Annotated in this window: 19 protein-coding genes; 16 read left to right on the top strand and 3 right to left on the bottom strand. The window is 70.9% G+C overall.

The features are described from left to right. The first annotated feature begins 558 nt into the window (after positions 1 to 558). Genes ABZU76_RS09385 through ABZU76_RS09345 form a run of 9 tightly spaced genes read left to right on the top strand, consistent with a single transcriptional unit; the run spans position 559 to position 7,383 of the window. Complete coding sequence (locus ABZU76_RS09385; RefSeq protein WP_354866773.1) at positions 559 to 1,422, top strand: hypothetical protein; 864 nt, start codon at positions 559 to 561, stop codon at positions 1,420 to 1,422. Next, a complete protein-coding gene (locus ABZU76_RS09380; RefSeq protein ID WP_354866771.1) occupies positions 1,413 to 1,589 on the top strand; it encodes a hypothetical protein in 177 nt (58 codons plus the stop codon). The genes ABZU76_RS09385 and ABZU76_RS09380 overlap by 10 nt, the downstream gene beginning before the upstream one ends. A 54-nt stretch (positions 1,590 to 1,643) precedes the next feature. Further along, positions 1,644 to 2,270, top strand: a complete 627-nt coding sequence (locus tag ABZU76_RS09375; protein ID WP_354866769.1) for an isochorismatase family protein — start codon at positions 1,644 to 1,646, stop codon at positions 2,268 to 2,270. Between the two features lie 26 nt (positions 2,271 to 2,296). Continuing rightward, positions 2,297 to 3,229: a hypothetical protein gene (locus ABZU76_RS09370; RefSeq protein ID WP_354866767.1), complete on the top strand. Its 933-nt coding sequence runs from the start codon at positions 2,297 to 2,299 to the stop codon at positions 3,227 to 3,229. Positions 3,230 to 3,266: 37 nt separating this feature from the next. Continuing rightward, entirely contained in the window at positions 3,267 to 3,815 is a 549-nt protein-coding gene (locus tag ABZU76_RS09365; RefSeq protein ID WP_354866765.1) for a YceI family protein, read from the top strand. Further along, a complete protein-coding gene (locus tag ABZU76_RS09360) occupies positions 3,815 to 4,942 on the top strand; it encodes an NAD(P)-dependent alcohol dehydrogenase (RefSeq protein ID WP_354866763.1) in 1,128 nt (375 codons plus the stop codon). The genes ABZU76_RS09365 and ABZU76_RS09360 overlap by 1 nt, the downstream gene beginning before the upstream one ends. Continuing rightward, entirely contained in the window at positions 4,939 to 5,838 is a 900-nt protein-coding gene (locus tag ABZU76_RS09355) for an alpha/beta hydrolase fold domain-containing protein (RefSeq protein ID WP_354866761.1), read from the top strand. The genes ABZU76_RS09360 and ABZU76_RS09355 overlap by 4 nt, the downstream gene beginning before the upstream one ends. After that, on the top strand, positions 5,835 to 6,743 hold the full coding sequence (locus ABZU76_RS09350; protein WP_354866759.1) for an LLM class flavin-dependent oxidoreductase: 909 nt from the start codon (positions 5,835 to 5,837) through the stop codon (positions 6,741 to 6,743). The genes ABZU76_RS09355 and ABZU76_RS09350 overlap by 4 nt, the downstream gene beginning before the upstream one ends. A gap of 28 nt (positions 6,744 to 6,771) precedes the next feature. Beyond that, entirely contained in the window at positions 6,772 to 7,383 is a 612-nt protein-coding gene (locus ABZU76_RS09345; protein WP_354866757.1) for a hypothetical protein, read from the top strand. A 56-nt stretch (positions 7,384 to 7,439) separates the two neighbouring features. Here ABZU76_RS09345 and ABZU76_RS09340 read toward each other — a convergent pair whose 3' ends face one another. Together ABZU76_RS09340 and ABZU76_RS09335 are read right to left on the bottom strand one after the other, a co-directional pair. Further along, positions 7,440 to 8,696 carry an MFS transporter gene (locus ABZU76_RS09340; RefSeq protein WP_354866755.1) on the bottom strand — a complete coding sequence of 419 codons (1,257 nt, stop codon included), beginning with the start codon at positions 8,694 to 8,696 and terminating at the stop codon, positions 7,440 to 7,442. Positions 8,697 to 8,871: 175 nt separating this feature from the next. Further along, positions 8,872 to 9,789 carry an ABC transporter substrate-binding protein gene (locus ABZU76_RS09335; RefSeq protein WP_354866753.1) on the bottom strand — a complete coding sequence of 306 codons (918 nt, stop codon included), beginning with the start codon at positions 9,787 to 9,789 and terminating at the stop codon, positions 8,872 to 8,874. Positions 9,790 to 9,938: 149 nt separating this feature from the next. On the opposite strand from ABZU76_RS09335, the gene ABZU76_RS09330 reads away from it, so the two are divergent. From ABZU76_RS09330 to ABZU76_RS09315, 4 genes are read left to right on the top strand one after another with little or no spacing between them, the layout of a single operon-like run. Next, on the top strand, positions 9,939 to 10,886 hold the full coding sequence (locus tag ABZU76_RS09330; RefSeq protein WP_354866751.1) for an NAD(P)-dependent oxidoreductase: 948 nt from the start codon (positions 9,939 to 9,941) through the stop codon (positions 10,884 to 10,886). After that, positions 10,879 to 12,123, top strand: a complete 1,245-nt coding sequence (locus ABZU76_RS09325) for a M24 family metallopeptidase (protein WP_354866749.1) — start codon at positions 10,879 to 10,881, stop codon at positions 12,121 to 12,123. Before ABZU76_RS09330 ends, ABZU76_RS09325 begins: the two co-directional genes overlap by 8 nt. A 9-nt stretch (positions 12,124 to 12,132) precedes the next feature. Beyond that, positions 12,133 to 13,566: an NAD-dependent succinate-semialdehyde dehydrogenase gene (locus tag ABZU76_RS09320; RefSeq protein ID WP_354866747.1), complete on the top strand. Its 1,434-nt coding sequence runs from the start codon at positions 12,133 to 12,135 to the stop codon at positions 13,564 to 13,566. Between the two features lie 25 nt (positions 13,567 to 13,591). Continuing rightward, on the top strand, positions 13,592 to 14,599 hold the full coding sequence (locus ABZU76_RS09315) for a LacI family DNA-binding transcriptional regulator (RefSeq protein ID WP_354866745.1): 1,008 nt from the start codon (positions 13,592 to 13,594) through the stop codon (positions 14,597 to 14,599). A gap of 239 nt (positions 14,600 to 14,838) precedes the next feature. Here ABZU76_RS09315 and ABZU76_RS09310 read toward each other — a convergent pair whose 3' ends face one another. Then, positions 14,839 to 15,969: an amidohydrolase family protein gene (locus ABZU76_RS09310; RefSeq protein WP_354866743.1), complete on the bottom strand. Its 1,131-nt coding sequence runs from the start codon at positions 15,967 to 15,969 to the stop codon at positions 14,839 to 14,841. Positions 15,970 to 16,367: 398 nt separating this feature from the next. Between ABZU76_RS09310 and ABZU76_RS09305 the strand changes: the two genes are divergently transcribed. The 3 genes from ABZU76_RS09305 (at position 16,368) to ABZU76_RS09295 (ending at position 21,388) form a co-directional block, all read left to right on the top strand. Next, complete coding sequence (locus ABZU76_RS09305) at positions 16,368 to 17,891, top strand: aldehyde dehydrogenase family protein (RefSeq protein WP_354866741.1); 1,524 nt, start codon at positions 16,368 to 16,370, stop codon at positions 17,889 to 17,891. A gap of 153 nt (positions 17,892 to 18,044) precedes the next feature. Next, positions 18,045 to 19,112: an LLM class flavin-dependent oxidoreductase gene (locus ABZU76_RS09300; protein WP_354866739.1), complete on the top strand. Its 1,068-nt coding sequence runs from the start codon at positions 18,045 to 18,047 to the stop codon at positions 19,110 to 19,112. Beyond that, positions 19,109 to 21,388, top strand: a complete 2,280-nt coding sequence (locus ABZU76_RS09295) for a GH92 family glycosyl hydrolase (protein WP_354866737.1) — start codon at positions 19,109 to 19,111, stop codon at positions 21,386 to 21,388. Before ABZU76_RS09300 ends, ABZU76_RS09295 begins: the two co-directional genes overlap by 4 nt.

The raw sequence follows: 21,388 nt of genomic DNA, 5'->3' as shown, positions 1-21,388 counted from the left end.
CATTGCCGTGACGACGGCGCTCGCCTCGCCGCGGCACAGGGCCCGGAACAGCTCCGGCTCGCGCTCGACGTTCACCGTCCGCCGTACCCCGTCGAGGCGCACGACCTCGACCAGGCGCGCCCGGTCCGCCGCGTACCCGTGGCGCCGGCCGAGCACCAGGCCGGGCCTCGCGCCGGCCCACCGGGGTGCGGCCGCCCTCCGCGGCGGTGCGAGCACGTCGCGCCGGCGCACGCCTGCGCCGACCGGCGCGACGAGGCGGATCGGGCCGATCGTCACCTCGGTCAGCCGGTCGAGGCACTCCGTCGGCGCAGCGGTCATGGCAGCAGTGCGCCGGACGCGTCTGTCGCCCGACCGGGGGTCATCACATCGGGCCCAGTCGATCAACGGCGACGGGTGACCGTCTCCGGACCCGTCATCTGACGGGCACTGAGCGAAGCCGATCCGAGCACGATGACTCTCAGCACGAACGCCGGATCCGCCGGGCCACGACACCGGCTCCGGCACATTGCGGGCCGTCGAGGGGGCGGCCCGCAATCCCACCCTTCCCTGGAGTACCCGTTGACGAGCACCGCCGTCCCTGCCATGCCGTCGGCCGACCCCGCCGGCAGCCAGCCGGTCAGAACCGCGCCGGCCCGTTACCCGTTCACGACGTTCGCGATCAGCTTCGGTCTGGTCGGGCTAGCCGGGGTGTGGACGAGGGCGGCGCCGGCACTCGGGTTGCCCGGCGCGGTACCGCAGGCGTTCTGGGCCGTCGCGGCGATCGCGTGGGTCTGGCTGATGATCGCCCACGTCGTGCGTGGTGCGAAGAGCGAGCAGCAGTTGATCGACCACCTGCGTCACCCCGCGCAGGGGCCGATCGCCTCGCTGGCCCCGGTCGTCGCGATGCTGCTGGCCTCCGACCTGTTCACGTGGTCTCCCGTGGCCGGGCGGGTCCTGTTCCTGTTCGCGCTGGTCACGTCGGCGGTCTTCGCCGCCTGGATCCTCGCGTCGTGGTTCGAAGGACGCCTCGGCTTGGAAGCCGTCCACGCTGGTTACCTGCTACCGACGGTCGCGCCGGGCCTGATCGGCGCCGACGTCGCCCACGTGCTGGGCTACCACGGGCTGGCGTGGGGCCTGTTCGCCGTCGGCGCGTTCTTCTCGGTGGTGATGACGCCGATCATCGTGCAGCGCCTGAGCTTCCACAGCCCGCTTCCCGAGACGCTGCGGCCGACCACCGCGATCCTGCTCGCACCACCGCCCGTCGCGGGGCTGGCGTGGTTCACGATGCACGGGTTCGAGGTGGACGCGATCGGCCAGGCGATCGCCGGCGTCGGCGTGCTCGTGCTGCTGGTGCAGGTGATGTTGCTGCCGCGCTACCGGAAGCTGCCCTTCTCGCTGGGTTTCTGGTCCTTCACGTTCCCCTGGCCGCGAGCGTGTCGCTGACCGAGAAGTGGCTTCTGCTCCTGGCGCCGGCGGGCTGGCGGAGCTGCACGGGCGTCCTCGCGGGCGCGTTCACCGTCTTCATCGCCGTGATCGCCGGTCTCTCGCTGAGGCCCGTCGCCCGGAAGCTCGACATCCCGGGCCGCCGAAAGGTCATCGCGGTCAACTAGTCAAAAAAATTGACCATCATGTATATTTACCGAGTAACCTCAGGAGGAGTTCCCATGGTTGAGAGCAAGTTCACCGAGCGGCTGACCCGGGACAACGCGGTGGTCGTGCTGGTCGACCACCAGGTCGGGTTGTACAGCGGCGTGCGCGACATCGCGGTGGAGGAGCTGAAGCACAACGTCGTGGGCCTGGCGAAGGCGGCGCAGGTGCTCGGCCTCCCGCTCGTCGTCACGACCACCGAGGCCGACGGCATGTGGGGTCCGCTGATCCCCGAGCTGGCCGCGGGCCTGCCCGACGACGTGGCGGTGCTCGACCGGTCGACCGTGAACGCGTGGGACGACGAGCACGTGCAGGGCGCGATCCGCGCGACCGGCCGCAAGAAGGTGATCTTCGCCGGCGTGTCCACCGAGGTGTGCCTCGCGTTCCCGGCCATCAGTGTCACCGCGGAGGGCTTCGACGCGTACGCGGCCATCGACGCGTCGGGCACGTTCTCGCGGACGAAGCGCGAAGCGGGCCTGCTGCGGATGCAGCAGGCGGGCGTGATTCCCATCGACTACGCCACCGCCATGGTCGAGGTCCTCGCCGACAACAGCGACCCGCAGGCCGGCTACGTGTACGCGGCGCTGGAGATGCCGTTCGCCGTGCTGGTCGGGCAGATCGCCGCCGGTTACGCCAAGAACTGACCACCTACGGGGGAAGAGAAAACGTCATGACGAGCAGGATCGTGAAGCGCGCCGGGATCCTCGGCGTGGTCGCCGCGGCCGTCACCGGGGTCGTGGTGGCGATCTCGAGCGGCAGCGCCGAAGGTGCGCAGGATCGGTTCGGCGCGCCGGCCCAGGCGTTCGGCGTGGAGTACGACGCGTCGCACGTGTACGTGCAGCACGGCAAGCTGCCCGCTTTCATCAAGAGCTGGGAAGCGACCTTCGGCGGCACCGACAACGGTCAGAACGTCTTCGGGATCACCCCGACGCCGAGCAAGGCGCTGGCCTCGATCATCCATTCGCCGGTCGGGTTGCTGGCGGCGTACGACTACCAGACGCCGGTGCCGTTCCCGTTCGGCTCGGAGCAGACCGGCTTCGGCGTGAAGGACCCCGACGAAGTGGCGAAGGTGGCCCACCGCGCAGGCGCGACGGTGCCCGTCTCCGCGTGGACGGGTCCGGTCGGGCGCGAGGCCGTGGTCCGGTTCCCGGGCGGCTTCAGCTCCCAGATCTGGAAGCAGTTCGACATGTCGGGCTTCACCCCGCTGACCACGCAGCCGGAGTTCCGCGTGTACCTGTCCGAGGACACGGTCAACGGGTTCCTCGCCTCCTACCTGCGCTTCACCGGTGGCACGGTGATCTCCGACGTCCGCACCGCCGACGGCGGCGAGATCGGCGCCCCGGGCACCACCTACCACCGCGTCCGGATCAAGACCCCGTTCGGCAACACCGTGGTGCTGGCCGGCAACGGCGACTGGAACTACCCCTACGGCCGCGACACCACGGGCTACACGGTTTCCGACGTCGACGCCACGGTCGCGAAGGCCGCGGCCGGCGGGGCGACCGTCCTTTCCGGACCGTACCGGAACAACGACCGCATGAGCGTCCTGTTGCAGTTCCCCGGCGGCTACGTCGCCGAGGTCCACGACGGCGTCTTCCACTGACTTCCCCGTTCCCACACCGAGAAAAGGAACCACCACGATGAGCATTGAGATCAAGGCCGGCCGCTACGAGATCGACCCGGTGCACTCCTCTGTCGAGTTCTCCACCCGCTTCGTCGCCGCCCGCGTGCGCGGCACGTTCGGCGCCTTCTCCGGCACCGTCGAGGTCGCCGAGGACCTGGCCAAGTCGTCGGTGACGGCGGCCATCGACACCGCGTCGCTGCACACCGGCACCGAGGCGCGTGACGAGCACTTGCGCGCCGCGGACTACTTCGACGTCGCCGGCCACCCGGAGGCGACCTTCGCCTCCACGAGCCTGGAGACCGACGGTGACCGGTTCACGCTGCGCGGCGACCTCACGATCCGCGGCACGACGCTGCCGGTCGCGCTCGACCTGTACTTCACCGGCGACGGCGTGGACCACTACGGCAACTTCCGCGTCGGCTTCCGTGCCACCACACGGGTTTCGCGCTCCGCGTTCGGTGTCGCCGGCAACGTGGCCCGGCCTGGCGGCCCGCTGCTCATGGGCGACGCGACCGAGTTGACGTTGCAGATCCAGGCGACCGCCCCGGCCGGCGAGGAGTCCTGATGCCCACGACCACCTCCGCGATGACCGTCGCCTCGGCGGGGGAGCGGTTCACGCGGCGTTCGCTGGAGCTGGCCGACCCGGCGCCGGACGAGGTGCTGGTGCGGATCGAGGCGGTGGGCATGTGCCACGCCGACATCGCCGTGCGGGCGGGGGAGTTCCCCTTTCCGCTGCCGGGGGTGGCCGGGCACGAGGGTGCCGGGATCGTCGAGCAGGTCGGCTCGGGCGTGACCTCGGTGAGGCCGGGGGACCGGGTCATGCTGACGTTCGACTCCTGCGGCCACTGTGTGGGCTGCGTCTCCGGGCTGCCCTCGCAGTGCGTGGAATTCCTGCCGCGCAACTTCACCAACGGCGCCCGGCCCGACGGCAGCCCGAGCCTGCACGACGGCGACGAGATCGTGCACGGCAACTTCTTCGGCCAGTCCTCGTTCGCCACCTACGCCCTCGCCCGGGTGCGCAACACTGTTCTCGTGCCTGAGGTGGCGGCCGACGTGCCTTCGTCGGTGCTCGCACCGCTGGGCTGCGGCATCCAGACCGGCGCGGGCGCGGTGCTCAACGTGCTGCAGCCGGGCGCCGCTTCCGCGGTGGCCGTGTTCGGGGCCGGCGTGGTCGGGCTCTCGGCGGTGATGGCCGCCGCGCTGCTGCCGATCGAGCAGCTGATCGTGGTCGACGTGCTGGACTCGCGGCTCGAGCTGGCCCGTGAGCTCGGCGCGACCGCCGTGGTCAACTCCCGCACCGCCGACCCGATCGAGGCGATCCGGGACCTCACCGGCGGTGGTGCCGGCCACGTCGTCGAGAGCAGCGGCGTGCCGGCGGTGCTGGTGCAGGCCATCACGAGCCTGCGTGGCGGCGGCACGGCCGCGGTGGTCGGCGTGCCGCCGTTCGGCGTCACCGCGCCGATCGACGTGGCCGACGTGGTCAACAACAGCAAGCGCGTGATCGGGGTGGTCGAAGGGCAGAGCAACCCGCCGACCTTCCTGCCGGTGCTGGCCACGCTCACCGCCACCGGCCGGCTGCCCGTCGAGCGGCTCGTGACCACCTTTCCGCTGGGCGAGGTCGAACGCGCGGCGGAGGCCATGAAGGACGGCACCGCGACGAAGCCTGTGCTGCTGCCGCAGGAGAACGGATGATCTCGCTGAGCGCCGAGCTCGCCGAGGCGCACCACCTGCTGGCGACGATGGGCGAGCACCTGCCCGTCGACGACCGGCCGGAACACGTGCGGCACCGCGACGCCTACCGGCGCTGGAGCGAGCAGTTTCCCGTCCCCGGCGACACGCTCGTCACCGCGGCCCCGGGCTTCCCGGGGCTCGCGGTGACCACGCCGGCCTCCGTCGGCGGCCGGGCGCTGCTGTACTTCCACGGCGGTGGCTACACCGAGGGTTCGGCGTACAACCACCGGGAAGTGGGTGCCCGGCTGGCCACCGCCACGCAGGGCACCGTCTATCTGCCGGACTACCCGCTGGCGCCCGAGCACCGCTTTCCCGCGGCGCTCGACGCGGCGGTAGCGGCCTACCGGGCGTTGCTCGACACGGTGCCGGCGACCCGCATCGCCGTCGGCGGCGACTCCGCCGGCGGCGGGCTGGCGCTGGCGTTGCTGCTGAAGCTCAAGGATCTCGCCGCGGCGCTGCCCGCGGCGGCGGTGCCCGTGTCGCCGTGGACGGATCTGACGGTCTCCGCGCCCTCGTTCGCCGAACGCGCCGACCGCGACCCGTTCGTCAGCCGGGAAGTGCTGCGTGGCTTCGCGGCCGGTTACCTCGGCGACCACGACCCGCGCGACCCGTTCGCGTCGCCGCTGTTCGGCGACCTCACGGGACTGCCGCCGATCCACCTCGAGGTCGGCACCGAAGAGGTCATGATCGACGACTCGCGCGGCTTCCACCAGCGCGGGCTGGCGGCGGGTGTGGCCTCGGAGCTGGTCGAGACCGAGGGCGCCCCGCACATCTGGCAGCACTTCGTTTCGTTCCTCCCCGAAGCGGCGGCGTCCGTCGACCGCATCGGCGCGTTCGTCCGGGAGCACGTGGCATGAGCAAGGACCTGCAGTTCGGCGTCTCACTGACGCCGATCGACGACGTGGTGGGCAACCGCCAGTTCGCCCGGGCGGCGGAGGCGGGCGGGCTGGACCTGATCGGGATCCAGGACCACCCGTACGTGCCGAGCTACCTCGACACGTTCGTCCTCGCCGGCGACTTGCTGGCGCACACGGACAAGATCAGCGTCTTCCCGGACGTGGCGAACCTGCCGCTGCGTCCGCCGGTGTTGCTGGCGAAGACGGCGGCGGCGCTGGACCTGGTGTCCGGCGGCCGGTTCGAGCTGGCGCTCGGGGCCGGTGGCTACTGGGACGCGATCACCCGGCTCGGGGTGGCGCGGCGGACTCCCGGCGAGGCCAACGTCGCGCTGGAGGAAGCGATCACGGTGCTGCGCGCGCTGTGGGCCGACGGCGGCAAGCCGATCCGGTTCGACGGCGAGTACTACTCGGTCGCCGGCGCCCACCCTGGACCGGCTCCGGCGCACCCGATCGAGATCTGGACCGGTTCGCAGGGCCCGAAGGCGCTCGCGCTGACGGGCCGGATCGCCGACGGGTGGGCGGCGCCGATCGCCTCCTACCTGCCGTACGAGAAGTGGGCCGAGGCCAACCGCGTCATCGACGACGCGGCCGAGACCACGGGCCGGGATCCCTCGGCGGTCCGCCGGATCGCCCAGGTGGTCGGCACGATCACCGCGAACCCCGGCCGGCCGCGCATCGACGAGGGTGCCGACCCCGTGCGGGGCACGGCGCGGAAATGGGCGCAGCTGCTGGCCCGCCTCGGCGAAGAACAGCCGTTCACGACGTTCGTGTTCTGGCCGGAGGAGCAGGCGATCGACCAGGTCGCCGCCTTCGCGCAGGAAGTGGCACCCGAGGTCCGGTTGCTGCTGGGCGCACAACCCGCTTGAGGATTCTCTTTCCCTGAAAGGACAACCGATGGACCACGAAGCGATCATCACCCAGGCGTGGGACGCGCCGGGCAGCACCACGGCGAAGCTGACACCGGTGCGGGTGAACGAGGTGCTGTGCGAGCGCTACGAGGTGACGCCGCCGTTCCAGTACACCGGCACCGACCTGTGGGACATGGAAAAGCGCAAGGCCGCGGCGCCGGGCGTGTACATCCCGACGGTCGTGAAGCCCGGCAGCGCCGAGAAGTTCCCGAGTGTCCACAACGGGCAGTTCGAGGACTTCACCCGCGTGTCGGAGCAGCGGCGATGGGCCGACCCCGACAACTACGACCTGATCATCGAGCACGTCCGCCTCGACCACGAGAGCCGGCGGGCGTTCTTCGTCGGCGCGGAGCGCTTCGAGGCGCCCGACGGCAGGGTGTTCACCGCCGGCACCGGGCAGCCGATCTTCCACGTCGAGCACTCAGTCGGCGGCTCGGAGGAGGACCCGCTCAACATGTGGCGCATCGTCTTCCTGACCGAGCAGGAGCAGCCGGAGCTGGCGGCGGCCTTCACCGGCTACGAGAACGACCCGTACCTGCGGGTGTTCATCGAGGTGCACCTCGAGAAGCAGCTCCGGCGCAAGCTCGTTCGCCGATGAGTCCTTTTAGGACACCGGTCACGCGGCTTGGGGTCGCGTGACCGGCGTCCGCGCTTTCAGCGGTCGCGGCGCGGGTCGATGAGCTTGCGGGAGTCGATGAACCACAACGGGATCAGCGTCGCCAGCGGCAGGATGGTCAGCTGCCACAAAGCTGCGCCGTGCCAGCCGAGCGAGCCGACGAGCGAGGCGAAGAGGAGCCCGGAGAACGCGGCCGCCACGTAGTAGAACGAGACGAACATCCCGGCGGCGCGGCCGACGTAGTTCGGGCGCACCGCGCGTTGCATGGTGGCGTTGAGCGTGGTGAACAGCGAACCCGCGACGAACACGGCCAGGATGAACGACGTCGTGTACTGCCAGGCGTGGCTCGCGGAGCCGTTGAAGACCAGCCACGCGCTCACGGCCACGCCCGCGTAGGTGACGAGCAGGATCGTGCGCGGGTTGAAGCGGTCGGCGAGCCAGCCGGTGAGGATCGACGTCGCGGCTCCGGCGCCGATCACGCTCGTCGCGAGCGCGGCCTCGGACGCGGTGTAGTGCAGCTGCTGGCGCAGGTATGTCGGGTACAGGCCGAGGTAGCCGTAGAACACGAGACCGCCGGCGATGCAGGCCAGGCACAGCATCGCGGTGTTGCGGTTGAACGGCGAGCTCGGCACGTGGTCGGTCGGTATCTCGGCTCCGCGCACGACACCGGCGTCGAGGTCGGTCACGCCGCGCCGGACCAGCAGTCCGATGAGGACGGTCAGGACCAGGCCCGCGATGCCGTAGAACAGGAACGGCGTGTGCCAGCCGCCGAGGTTCTGCGCGATCGCGGTGCCGACCAGCGGTCCGAGGAACACGCCGGTGCCGAACACCGCGCCCAGCACGCCGAAGGCGAACGACCGGCGCAGCACGAAGAACGAGCCGACCACCGCATACAGCGCCGTCGCCTGCATGCCTTCGCCGGCCCCGGAGATCAGCCGGTAGGCGGCCATGTCTGCGAAACCGGACGCGAGTGGCGTGGCGAGGGTGCCGGCGGAGTAGAAGAAGACGCTGATCACGAGCACCGTCTTGCGGGGCAGCTTCTCGACGAGGTACCCGGCCGGCAGGCCCGCCAGGGCGATGCCGAGGGTGACGCCGGTCGCGAGGAGCCCGCCCTGCGACAGGCTGAAGCCGTGCTCGGCGCTGATCTCCGGGAGCAGTGGGTAGAACACCTGCCGGTCCATGGCGTTGATCAGGTAGGAGAGGACGAGCAGCGTCCAGCCGGTGATCGACACGGCGAGCGGAACCCGGCGTGCCGTCGGGACCTGGGGCGCGGTGGTTCTCTGAGAGCTGTTCATGGGGAGCCTTCCCGGGCACCGGAGACGAGCGTCACAGCTGCGATCGATTGCAGCAATGTAGGCGGCGGAGGGCTTGAGGTCAATGTTGATCGATGGCCGGCTGCGTAAGAGATGCAGCTAGAACGTCTCTATCGCTGGGTGTTCAGCGGCGCAACGCCATGACAAACGATCGCAGTCACTCCCCGTTTAGGGGAAGCAGCGAGGAGTCGACGAGGCCGCTCCGCAGCGCCTCCTCCGCGGTGACCGGCGTCCCGGCACAGGAGTGCCGGTTGCGCAGGTGGATGACGGTGTCGAGCTCCGCGCGGGTCAGGCGGGCGTCGGGGACCAGGCCCACCGCGGGATCGGTCAGGATCGCCAGGTGGCGCTCGGCGCTGGCGCCGGTGAGGCCGAGGCGGTCGGTGACCGCGGCCAGTGCGACTTCCCGGTGCCGGCCCGCGGCGAGCTCCCGTGCGACGGCCGAGGTGACCGTGAGCAGGGCGGTGAGTGCGTCGCGGTGCGCGGCGATCCCGTCGGCGGTGGCGCACAGGACGGTCCCGGCGTACGGGCCGATCTCGGTGACCGACGCGACGCGCCGGGCACCCTGGGCTTCGGCGACGAGGTCGTTGCCGGCGTTGAGCACGGTGGTGTCCACAGCGCCCTCGACCAGGGCCCGCGCGCGTTTCGGGGTGGAGCCGAGGCTGACGACCTCGTAGTCGGTGTCGTGGACCAGGCCGGCGCGCGCGAGGAGCTCGAACGCGATGAACGCGAAGCCCGAGCCGGGCACGTCGACGCCGAGCCGGCCGCCGCGCTCGGGTCCGGCGACGCCGGGTGCGGCGAACAGGCCCAGCCCGAGGCCGCGGTCGACCGCGCCGAGGACGCGCACGTCGCCGGTCCGGCCCAGCGGGTTGCCGGGGACACACCGGTAGGCCAGCGCGTTGTCCGGGTTGGTGAACGCGGCGTCGAGGCGGCCTTCGAAGAGGTCCTCGAACTGGTGGGCCGACGTCTTCGCCGGCACCTCCGTGACCTCGAGCCCGGCCTCGGCGAGCGCGCCGGTGGCGGCGGCGACCGACAAGAGGACCGACGGGCTGAACGTGCCCAGCTTGATCGAACGCACGCCGGTGCCGCCTTTCAGAGTCTCACAGCCGTTTCGGGCGCTGCCGGCTGCGGACGTTCGCAGCTCGGCTTTCTTTTCGCTACTTGACGGATCCTAGCTGGCATCGCATGATGGTTGCAAACGATTGCAAACATTCGGAGGTACTGACCATGGTGACCCTCACCGACCGACCCACGATCGGCTGGATCGGTGCCGGCCGCATGGGTGCGGCGCTCGTGCGCCGGCTGCTCGCGGCCGGCTACGACGTCGCCGTCTACAACCGCACGCGGGCCAAGGCCGAAGAGCTGGTCGCCGCCGGCGCGACCGTCGCGGAGCAGCCGGTGGACCTCGCCGGACGGGACGTGGTGTTCACCATGGTCTCGGCCTCGGCGGACCTGCAGCATGTGACGTCGGGTGAGGGCGGCCTGTTCACGGACCCGGCGAAGGCGCCGAAGGTCGTGATCGACTCCTCCACGGTCTCCGCCGAGGCCTCGGCCACCGTGCGCGTGGAGGCGGCCAAGCGCGGCACCGAGCTGCTCGCGGCCCCCGTGAGCGGCAACCCGAAGGTCGTGAGCTCGGGCAAGCTGACGCTCGCCGTCTCGGGTCCGCGCGCGGTGTTCGACGAGGTGCGGCCGATGCTCGACACCCTCGGCCGCGGCGTGACCTACGTGGGCGAGGACGAGGTGGCGCGGCTGGTGAAGATCTGCCACAACGTCTTCCTCGGCGTGGTGATCCAGTCGCTGGCCGAGATCACGGTGCTGGCGGAGAAGGGCGGCGTGACGCGCGAGGCGTTCATGACCTTCCTCAACGACTCCGTGATGGGCTCGGTCTTCTCCCGCTACAAGACGCCGGCGCTGGTGAACCTGGACTTCACGCCGACGTTCACGATGCCGTTGCTGCGCAAGGACTTCGACCTCGGCCTGGCCGCGGCCCGCGAGCTGGACGCGCCGATGCCGGTGGCTTCGGCGACCGCGCAGATCGTGGCCGGCGCGATCGGCGCCGGGCTGGTGGAGCAGGACTTCGCCGTGCTGATCGAGGAGCAGGCGCGCCGGTCCGGCATCACGCTCGTGTCCGAGAACGCCGAGGTCTCCGACGGTCTGGAGCCCACCGATGTCTGACGGTCGGCCGATCCCTGCGCCGGGACACAACGCCGTCGACTTCGAGGAGCGCGTGGATTTCGCGCGGCTGCGCGACTACCGCCTCGCCCGGGCACGGGCCTCGCTCGACGCGGGCGAGTGCGGCGCGTTCCTTCTCTTCGATTTCTACAACATCCGCTACACCACGCAGACGTGGATCGGCGGCGCGCTCGGCGACAAGATGACCCGCTACGCGCTGCTGACCCGCGACGGCGAGCCGATGCTGTGGGACTTCGGTTCCGCTGCGAAGCACCACCAGCTGTACTCGCCGTGGCTCGAGCCGGAGAACTGCCGCGCCGGCATGCTCGGCCTGCGCGGCGCGATCTCGCCCGAGGCGGGCCTGATGCGTGACGCCGTCACGCAGATCAAGGACCTGCTCACGCAAGCCGGCGTCGCGGATTCGCCGGTCGGCGTGGACATCGTGGAGCCGCCGTTCCTGTTCGAGATGCAGCGCCAAGGCCTCACGGTCGTCGACGCGCAGCAGGCGATGCTCGACGCGCGGGAGATCAAGTCGTCCGACGAGATCACGTTGCTCTCCCAGGCCGCGGCGATGGTCGACGGCGTGTACCAGGACATCGTCGAGGCGCTCAAGCCCGGCGTGCGCGAGAACGAGATCGTCGCGCTGGCCAACAAACGACTCTACGAAATGGGTTCCGACCAGGTCGAGGCGATCAACGCGGTGTCGGGGGAGCGGTGCAACCCGCACCCGCACAACTTCTCCGACCGGCTCATCCGGCCCGGGGACCAGGCGTTCTTCGACATCATCCAGTCCTACAACGGCTATCGGACGTGTTACTACCGCACGTTCAGCGTCGGCAGCGCCACCGATGTACAGCGCGGCGCGTACCGGCAGGCGCGCGAGTGGATGGACGCGGCGATCGAAGCGGTGAAGCCGGGGATCGGGACCGACGACGTCGCCCGGGTCTGGCCCGCCGCGACCGAGTTCGGCTTCGCGAACGAGATGGCGGCGTTCGGCCTGCAGTTCGGCCACGGCCTCGGGCTGGGCCTGCACGAACGGCCGATCATCTCCCGGCTCAACAGCCTCGGCAACCCGGTCGAGATCCGCCCCGGGATGGTGTTCGCGCTCGAGACCTACTGCCCGGCCACCGACGGGTTCTCCGCCGCGCGCATCGAAGAGGAAGTCGTGGTCACCGAGACCGGCGTCGAGGTGCTGACGAAGTTCCCGGCGCAGGACCTGTTCGTCGCCAACCCGTACTGAGGAGTCACCGTGAAGGTCCCCGAAGAGTTGTTCATCGGCGGTGAGTGGCGGCCCTCGTCCGACGGGTTCCGCATCACCGTGATCGACCCGGCCACCGCCGAGCCCATCACCACGGTCGCGAACGGCGGCGTCGAGGACGGCCTGGCCGCCGTCGACGCCGCCGCCGCGGCGCTGCCCGCATGGGGCGCGACCGCGCCCCGGGCCCGGGCCGACGTGCTGCACCGCGCGTTCACGCTCATGCACGACCGCGCAGAGGAGCTCGCCGAGCTGATCGTGCGCGAGAACGGCAAGGCGCTGCCCGACGCGCGCGGCGAGGTGAACTACGCCGCCGAGTTCTTCCGGTGGTACGCCGAGGAAACCGTGCGCGTGGCGGGCACCGTGCAGACCGCGCCGGGCGGCGCCAACCGCATCCTGGTGCTGCGGCAGCCGATCGGCGTGAGCGTGCTGGTGACGCCGTGGAACTTCCCGGCCGCGATGGCCACGCGCAAGATCGCGCCCGCGCTCGGCGCCGGCTGCGCCGTGATCCTCAAGCCGGCGTCGGAAACCCCGCTCACCGCGCTCGCGATCGCCGCGATCCTCGAAGAGGCCGGCGCGCCGGCGGGCACGGTGAACGTGGTGCCGTCCACGCGGTCCGGCAAGGTCGTCGGGGCGATGGTCCACGACCCGCGCGTGCGGAAGCTGTCGTTCACCGGGTCGACGGAGGTCGGCCGCGCGCTGCTGCACGTGGCGGCGGACACCGTGGTCAGCACGTCGATGGAGCTGGGCGGCAACGCGCCGTTCCTGGTCTTCGACGACGCCGACCTCGACGCGGCGGTGGACGGCGCGATGGTCGCCAAGATGCGCAACGGCGGCCAGGCCTGCACGGCCGCCAACCGGTTCTTCGTGCAGCGCGGCGTGGCCGTCGAGTTCGGCCGGCGGCTGGCCGAGCGGATGGGCGCGCTGCGCGTCGGCCCCGGCACCGACGCCGGGATCGAGCTCGGCCCGCTCGTGAACGAGGCCGCCGTGGACAAGGTGACCGAGCTGGTCGACGGCACGGTCGACTCCGGCGCGCGCGTGCTGGTCGGCGGGAAACGGCCGGAGGGTACGGGGTTCTACTACCCGGCGACCGTCCTGGCCGACGTCCCGGCGGGCGCGCCCGTGCTCGCGGAGGAGATCTTCGGCCCGGTGGCGCCGATCGTCACGTTCGACAGCGAGGACGAGGTCGTCCGGCTGGCCAACGACACCGAGCACGGCCTGGTGTCCTACGTGTACACCGGCGACCTCGCGCGCGGCCTGCGGCTTTCGGAGGCCCTGGAGTCGGGCATGGTCGGGCTCAACCGAGGTCTGGTCTCCGAGCCGGCCGCCCCGTTCGGCGGTGTGAAGCAGAGCGGGCTCGGCCGCGAGGGCGGGCACGAAGGGCTGCTGGAGTACACCGAGTCCAAGTACGTCGCCGTCTCTTGGTGACGTCCGGTCACTCTATGCTGGCACGATGAACAGGCCGCCGACGATCAAGGACGTCGCCGAGCGGGCGGGGGTGCACGCCGCGACCGCGAGCCGGGCGCTCAACCCCGCCACGCGCGGGATGGTCAACGCGCGGACGGCGAACCGCGTCGCCGAGGCCGCTCGCGCACTGGGCTACGCGCCCAACTCCGCCGCGCGCAGCCTGCGCACCCGCACGTCGTCGGTCGCCGGGGTCATCATCCCGGACCTGCGCAACCCGGTGTTCCCGCCGATCGTCCGCGGCATCGAGGACGGTCTGCGGGACGCCGGGTACATGGCGCTCGTCGGCAACACCGACGGCGACCCGGACCGCGAACGCGAATTGGTCACCGCAATGCGCGGCCGCCAGATCGACGGGTTCATCCTGGCCACCAGCCGCCGCTCCGACGAGCTGGAGTCCTCGGTGCCCACGGTGCTGGTCAACCGCCGCACCGACAACGGCGGCATCCCTTCGGTCACCGCCGACAACGCCGCGGGCATCCACCTGCTCGTGCGCCACCTCGCAGGCCTCGGCCACACGCGCATCGGCCATGTCGCCGGCCCGCGCGACCTGTCCACGGGCTGGGAGCGTTACCGCGGCTACCTCGACGCGACCACGTCTCTGGGCCTCGAAGCGGCCACCGAGGCGGTCGAGTTCGCCGACGCGTTCACCGAAACCGCGGGCCACGCCGCGACCCTGCGCCTGCTCGCCGCGCACCCCTCGCTGACGGCGGTGCTGGCCGGCAACGACCTCATCGCCCTCGGCTGCTACTCCGCCCTCGACGAGCTCGGCCGCGCCGTCCCCGGCGACGTGTCGGTGACGGGCTTCAACGACATGCCGTTCGTCGACCGCCAGCGCCCGTCGCTGACCACCGTGCGCATCCCGCACTACGACATCGGCCGCGAAGCCGCCCGCTTGCTGCTGGAACACATCGCTTCTCCGACCGCACCGGCCAAACGCGTGGTGCTGCCGGTCGAATTGGTCCGCCGTGACTCGACGGCCGCGGCGAAGAGCTGACGCCCGCTTCGGCTGCGGCACAACGAAAGCCCGGTAGCGCGACGATCACCGCTCTGGCACGGTCGGCGCCGGCCGGCCACACCGCGGGACCGCAGGCGGAACGCATCGCCGCCGGGCGCACAGTCGTGCCGTGACGAAACCGGTGCGTGGACTGGCTGCATTCCGACTGAAGTGCAAGGAAAAGCCCGGTCCCGCAACGGTTTTCCGTTGCGGCATCGGGCTTTTCGCTGTTGAGTGACTCAGTCTTCCGGCAGCAACCCCGCCCGCCGCCCCAGCGCGCGGGCCCGGTCGCCGGCCCGGCGCATCAGATCCGTGACGTGCAGCTCGTCCACCCGGGTGAACCGGCCGTTGTCCAGCAATTGCTCGCCGTTCACGAAGACGTGCTTCGCGTCCGTCCCGCGCGCCGCGTGGACGAAGGTCGTCAGCGGGCGGTGCACCGGGCCCGCGTGCAGGGTGTCGAGGTCGAAGACCGCGATGTCCGCCGCGTAGCCCGGCCGCAAAGCGCCGAGGTAGTTGCCGGCGCGGACGGCGTGCGCGCTGTCCTCGGTGGCCATCGTCACGAGCTTGCCGAGGTCGATCGAGCCGGGGTGTTCGTGGAGCTGGTTCTGCAGCAGGCGCGTCCACTTGATCTGCTCGACCATGTCGTTGGTGAGGTCGACCATGGGGCCGTCGGTGCCGAGGGCGACGCGGATGTCGTTGTCCAGCATGTGTTTCACCGGCGTGATGCCGGCGCCGCGGGCGGCTTCGGAGCTCGGGGTGTGCGCGACGGTGCTGCGCGAGGCCGCGATGAGGTCGAGGTCGTTGCCGCGCGGGTGGATGGTGTGCGCGAGGATCCAGCGGTCGTCGAGGACGCCGAGGCGGTGCAGGAACTGCACGTCGGTACGGCCGGTTTCCAGCACCCACTTGAGGTAACCCTCGTCGCGCGACATGGTGCCGCCGGCGATGTGCGAGGTGACGAACGTGTTCTTCTCCACGGCGAGCTCGTGGCCGCCGAGCACCATCTCCTCGGAGCTCGTGCCGAGCGCGACCCAGTGGGCCGTCGCCTCGAGCACGAAGCCGACACGGATCCGGCCTTCGGCGGCGCCGTCCCACTTCTCGAACGACTCGCGCGCCCCCGCGTAGCCGTTGCGCGCGTCGTGCGGGCGGATGACCTTCGCGAAGAACTGGCGGACCCCGGCGTCGGCCACCGGGCCCAGGATCGCCTCCTCGTCGGCGATCGTCGTCTCGTTCACCAGGTGGTTGACGGAGCTGGTGGTCCCGCCGCGCAGCATGTCGAGCGCGGCGAGCTCGCCGGCCACGCGCAGGTCGTCCACGTCGAGGTTGTCCTTGAGCGGCACGAGACAGCCGGTGATCCACTGCTCCAGCAGCACGTTGCAGCCGAGCCCCTTGCCGTAGAGGTACCAGTCGATGCTGGTGGGCGTTGACCAGCCCCGGCAGCACGATCGAGCCCGTCGTGTCCACGACGCGGTCCACGCCTTCCCGGCTCACCGACCCCACCGGGCCGAGCTCGGCGATGGTCGTCCCGTCGATCAGGAGGTCTCCTCCGCCGAGAAGTTCCGGACGACCCGGCGCGACCACCGCGCCTCCGCTGAGCAAAGTCCTCATCCGACTGCCTCCTGCCGAACTGTGCCTCGTCGCAAGACCTGCAAGCGCGGCGTACTTGGCCGCAAACGATTGCATTATCGTAAGAGCTGAGTAGTCTGTGGTCAATGGCGGCCGCGGCTGCGATCCACCGCAATCGTTCACAGTCCACCGAAGGGATCTCACGATGTCCGACGCCCTGGAACCCGTCCTTCCGGCCGACGGCCGTGGCCCGCTGCCGCGCGCCCGCTGGGGCTCGTTCATCGGCGGCAACTGGGTGACGCCCGAAGACGCGCCGGCCTTCGCTGTTCTCGAGCCGGCCACCGGTGGCCGGCTGGCCGACGTGGTGGAAGCGAGCGACGACGTCGTCGACCAGGCCGTCCGCGACGCGCGCCGGGCGTACGAGGGGGAGTGGGGCCGCCTCACTCCGCGCGAGCGCAGCGGGCTGCTGCGCAAGGTCGCGGCCCTGATCCGGGAGTACGCCGAGGAGCTCGGCGAGCTGGAGGCCCGCGAGGTCGGCAAGCCCCGCCGCGACGCGCTGCGGTTCGACGTGTCGTTCAGCTCGGCCGGGTTCGACTACTTCGGCGGCCTCGCCGACACGCTGCACGGCGACGTGCTCGACCAGGGCCCGATCGAGGCGCGCGTGCACTACGAGCCCTACGGCGTCGTGGCCGCGATCCTGCCGTTCAACTGGCCGCCGCTGCACTTCACGAAGAAAACGGCGCCGGCGCTGGCCGCGGGCAACACCGTGGTCATCAAGCCGGGGGAGCAGGCGCCGCTGGCCGTGCTGCGGCTGGTGGAGATCGTCAACCAGGTCCTGCCGCCGGGTGTCGTGAACGCCGTGTCGGGCCTGTCCGCGGGCCCCGCGCTGGCCGGGCACGGAGGCGTCGAGCGGATCACCTTCACCGGCGCGACCAAGACCGGCCAGGCCGTGCTGCGCACCGCTGCCGAGAACCTCACCTTCGCCACGATGGAGCTCGGCGGCAAGAACGCCCTGATCGTGCTCGACGACGCCGACCTGCAGGTGGCCGTCGACGTCGCGATCGAGGGCATGTTCTACAACCAGGGCGAGGCCTGCACGTCCACCGCGCGGATCCTCGTGCACCGGTCGCTGCACGACGAATTCGTGGAGCGCTTCGTGGCTGCCACCGAGAAGCTCCAGGTCGGCGACGGGCTCGACGCGGCCACCGACATCGGCGCGATGGTGGACGCGCGCCAGCAGCAGAAGGTGCTCGCCTACGTCGACACCGCCGTGGCCGAGGGCGCGAAGATCGCGTACCAGGGTGAAACTCCGGTCGACGCGCGCCTGGCCGGCGGCTTCTGGGTCCCGCCGACCGTGCTCACGGGCGTGCAGCCGGACCACACGGTGGCGCAGGAGGAGATCTTCGGTCCGGTCGCGTCGATTTTGGTCTACGACACCGACGAAGAAGCCGTGCGCATCGCCAACGGCACCGCGTACGGGCTCACGGCCGCGCTCATCACGCGCGATCACTTCCGTGCCTCGAACCTCGCGCGCGGCCTGCAGTCCGGCATGGTCTTCGTGAACAACTACGTCCGCCGCTCCTTCCTCGGCTCGCCGTTCGGCGGCGTGAAGGGAAGCGGTTTCGGCCGGGAGAACGCGGCCGAGACACTGCACGAGTTCGTGCGGGCCAAGAACGTCCGGTTCCCGTCGGGCCGCGGGCCGATCCCCGTGTGGCCGCCGGTCGACTGACGCCGATCGGCTCCGAGCGTAACCGCCGGACGTGATCGACAGGGAGGTTCGGTGCCCTCATCCGCGCCGGATCTCCCTGATCCGATTCCGGCGGAAAACGACTCTCCGCCGGATGGCGGCGCGGGCCGGATCTCGGCATGATCATTGACGGTAATGTCTATTGACTTCGAGGGGAACGCCTTGCGCGACGACCTGCTGTTCGGCGTTGCGCTGACACCCACCACCGACTTGGCGACGGACCGTGCCTTCGCGGTGGCCGCGGACGACGGCGGCCTCGACCTCCTCGGGATCCAGGACGCGCCGTTCGCGCCGGACCGGCTGGACACGTTCGTGCTGGCCGGTGATCTGCTGGCGCAGACGGACAAGATCAGCGTCTTCCCGGACGTCGCGAGTCTGCCGCTGCGGCCGCCCGTGCTACTGGCGAAGACCGCGGCCGCGCTGGACATCGTGTCCGGCGGCCGGTTCGAGCTGGCACTCGGCGCGGGTGGCTACTGGGACGCGATCACGCAGCTCGCGGTGCCGCGCCGAAGCCCGCGGGAATCCAACGTCGCGCTGGAAGAAGCCGTCACGATCCTTCGCGCGCTGTGGGCGGACGGCGGCCCGGCGGTGCGGGTCCAGGGCGAGTACTACTCCGTCTCGGGCGCGCGCCCGGGTCCGGCGCCAGTGCACCCGATCGAGATCTGGGTCGGCTCGCAGGGCCCGAAATCCCTCGCGCTGACCGGCCGGATCGCCGACGGGTGGGCCGCCCCGATCGCTACCTACCTGCCGTACGAGAAGTGGGCCGCGGCCAACCGCGTCATCGACGACGCGGCCGTCGCCGCGGGCCGGGATCCGCGCGTCGTGCGCCGGATCGGCCAGATCGTCGGCACGGTCACCGAAGCACCCGGCGCGCCGCGGCTGGATCTGGGTGCCGACCCCGTGCGGGGTAGCGCCGCGGAATGGGCGGAGCTGCTGGCGAAGCTCGGCAGCGAGCTGCCGTACACCGGTTTCGTCTTCATGCCCGAAGACAATTCCCGTGCTCAGGTCGCCGCATTCACCCGCGACGTGGTGCCGCGAGTCCGGCGGCTGCTCGCGCGGCGACGTCCACAGTGGAATTCCCGGGCCGGACAAACGAGTGGACAGAAACGGCCACACATCCGATGTTTGCTTGACCTGGACCGCTCGTTCGCCCAGTGTTGTCGGCGACAACTGCACGAGCGTCCGGAAGGCGATGAAGCATGACCGACGCGGGTTCTCTGTCCAGGCGCGGGTTTCTGGTCGGAACGGGCGGGGTGGCCGCCGCGGCGGCCCTGCCCCGCACTGCGGTGGCAGCCGCCGCCCGGCCGCAACCGGTGGACTCCGTCGATCCGATCATCGGATCTGTCACCACGGCAGCCGACACGGCGTGCGGCAAGACGTTCCCGGGCGCGGTCGCGCCGTTCGGCCTGGTCCAGCTGAGCCCGGACACGGTCTCCGGCGGCGACAACGGCAGCGGCTACTCGGCCGAGATGACCACGATCGAGGGCTTCAGCTTCCTGCACATGTCGGGCGTCGGCTGCTACGGCGACCTCGGCAACCTCCAGGTGCTCCCGCAGACCGGCCCGCTCGTGACCGGGCGCGACGAGGCGAAGAGCCCGTACCGCAAGGAAACCGAAACCGCGCGCGCCGGCTACTACGCCGTGGAGCTCGACCGCTACCGCGTGCGCGCCGAGCTCACCGCCACCGAGCGGGCGGGCATGCTGCGCTTCACCTTCCACGACGCCGGCACCGGCCGCGTCAAGGTCGACCTCACCCGTCGTATCGGCCCGGACGGCTCGCACTCGATCGCGCAGCACGTGCGCCAGGTCGACGCGACGACCGTCGAAGGCTGGATCCGCTGCGACCACACCGGCGGCGGCTGGGGCTGCGGCGCGCAGAGCCCGGCCTACACCGTGTACTTCACGATGGAGTTCCACCAGCCGATCGCCGTGTTCGGCACGTGGGACGGCGCCGACGTCCGCACCGACCTCGGGCAGCGCGACGGCACCCGGCTCGGCTTCTTCGCCGAGTTCCCCGTCCGCGCCGGGCAGCAGGTGCCGGTGCGTGCCGGCGTGTCGTTCGTCGACCTCGACGGCTCCCGCCGCAACCTGCGCCACGACCTGCCGAGCTGGAGCTTCGACGCCGTGGCCGCAGGGGCCCGCAGCACGTGGGCGGACGCGCTGGGCAAGGTCGCCGTCGAAGGCGGCACGGCCGAGCAGCGCGAGATCTTCGAAACCGCGCTGTACCACTCGATGATCGACCCGCGGCTGTTCGGCGACGTCGACGGCCGCCACCGCGTGGGCGACACCGCGCCGGTGCGCGACGGTGTTACGCACCGCACGCTGTTCAGCGGCTGGGACGTGTTCCGCGCGCAGTTCCCGTTGCTCACCATCATCGACCCGGACGTGGTGCAGGAGACGATCACGTCGCTGGTGTCGCTCACCGACGCCGGCCTCGTGCGCGGGCTGGCCCGCTGGGAGCTGCTGGGCAAGGACACCGACACGATGATCGGTGACGCCGCGATCAACGTCATCGCCGAGGCGTACCTCAAGGGGCTGCGCGGGTTCGACGCCGAGAAGGCCTACCGCTTCTGCCGCGAAGTCGCGCTGGGCCCGGCGGAACGCTCCAACCGCACCGACTTCGCGAACTGGACCTCGCTCGGCTACTGCGTCACCTACAGCCTCTCCTCGACGCTGGAAAACGCGTACACCGACTACGCCCTCGCACGGTTCGCCGAAGCGTTGGGCAAGAAGGAAGACGCGAAGCGCCTTTACGCGACTTCGCAGAACTACCGAAACCTCTTCAACGCCGACGCGGGCTGGTTTCGCGGCCGCAACGCCGACGGCACCTGGATGGGCGACGGCGACGGCTGCATCGAGAGCAACCCGGAGCAGCAGGGCTGGTTCGTGCCGCACGACGTCGGCGGCCTGGTGAAGCTCACGGGCGGGCGGGCGGCGTTCGTCGAGCGCCTCAACGGCATCTTCGAGAAGACGCCGCCGGAGGCGATGATGAAGTGGAACGAGTTCTACAACCACAGCAACGAGCCCGTGCAGCAGATGCCCTTCATGTTCACCTACGCGGGTGCGCCGTGGCTCACGCAGAAGTGGTCGCGGTACGTCTGCGAACACGCCTACCGCACCGGTCCGACGGGCCTCGCGGGCAACGACGACGCCGGCCAGATGTCGGCCTGGTACGTCCTCGCCGCGGCGGGTTTCTACCCCGTGTCGCCCGCGAGCGGCGTGTACATCCTCGGCAGCCCCGTCTTCGACCGCGCGCGCTTCACGACGGGCCACGGCCGGACGTTCACCGTGCGCGCGATCGGCAACTCGCCGTCGAACGTCTACATCACGTCGGCGACACTGAACGGAAAGCCGTTGCACCGCGCCTGGATCACCCACGACGAGGTGATTCGGGGCGGCGAACTGGTACTCCGCATGAGCGCGACGCCGAACCAGTCCTGGGGCGCGGCCGCGTTGCCGCCTTCGCTCACGCCGGCGTGA

The sequence above is a fragment of the Amycolatopsis sp. NPDC005232 genome, assembly GCF_040607795.1.
GTDB lineage: Bacteria > Actinomycetota > Actinomycetes > Mycobacteriales > Pseudonocardiaceae > Amycolatopsis.
The sequence above is the reverse complement of the archived record's forward strand: the minus strand, read 5'-3'. Positions and strand labels throughout refer to the sequence as shown.

Coding starts and splice junctions, on each gene's coding strand:
- ABZU76_RS09305 (WP_354866741.1), top strand. CDS start 16,368: ATGTCCGACGCCCTGGAACCCGTCCTTCCGGCCGACGGCCGTGGCCCG.
- ABZU76_RS09365 (WP_354866765.1), top strand. CDS start 3,267: ATGAGCATTGAGATCAAGGCCGGCCGCTACGAGATCGACCCGGTGCAC.
- ABZU76_RS09375 (WP_354866769.1), top strand. CDS start 1,644: ATGGTTGAGAGCAAGTTCACCGAGCGGCTGACCCGGGACAACGCGGTG.
- ABZU76_RS09330 (WP_354866751.1), top strand. CDS start 9,939: ATGGTGACCCTCACCGACCGACCCACGATCGGCTGGATCGGTGCCGGC.
- ABZU76_RS09370 (WP_354866767.1), top strand. CDS start 2,297: ATGACGAGCAGGATCGTGAAGCGCGCCGGGATCCTCGGCGTGGTCGCC.
- ABZU76_RS09300 (WP_354866739.1), top strand. CDS start 18,045: ATGTCTATTGACTTCGAGGGGAACGCCTTGCGCGACGACCTGCTGTTC.
- ABZU76_RS09315 (WP_354866745.1), top strand. CDS start 13,592: ATGAACAGGCCGCCGACGATCAAGGACGTCGCCGAGCGGGCGGGGGTG.
- ABZU76_RS09360 (WP_354866763.1), top strand. CDS start 3,815: ATGCCCACGACCACCTCCGCGATGACCGTCGCCTCGGCGGGGGAGCGG.
- ABZU76_RS09340 (WP_354866755.1), bottom strand. CDS start 8,696: ATGAACAGCTCTCAGAGAACCACCGCGCCCCAGGTCCCGACGGCACGC.
- ABZU76_RS09295 (WP_354866737.1), top strand. CDS start 19,109: ATGACCGACGCGGGTTCTCTGTCCAGGCGCGGGTTTCTGGTCGGAACG.
- ABZU76_RS09325 (WP_354866749.1), top strand. CDS start 10,879: ATGTCTGACGGTCGGCCGATCCCTGCGCCGGGACACAACGCCGTCGAC.
- ABZU76_RS09355 (WP_354866761.1), top strand. CDS start 4,939: ATGATCTCGCTGAGCGCCGAGCTCGCCGAGGCGCACCACCTGCTGGCG.
- ABZU76_RS09345 (WP_354866757.1), top strand. CDS start 6,772: ATGGACCACGAAGCGATCATCACCCAGGCGTGGGACGCGCCGGGCAGC.
- ABZU76_RS09350 (WP_354866759.1), top strand. CDS start 5,835: ATGAGCAAGGACCTGCAGTTCGGCGTCTCACTGACGCCGATCGACGAC.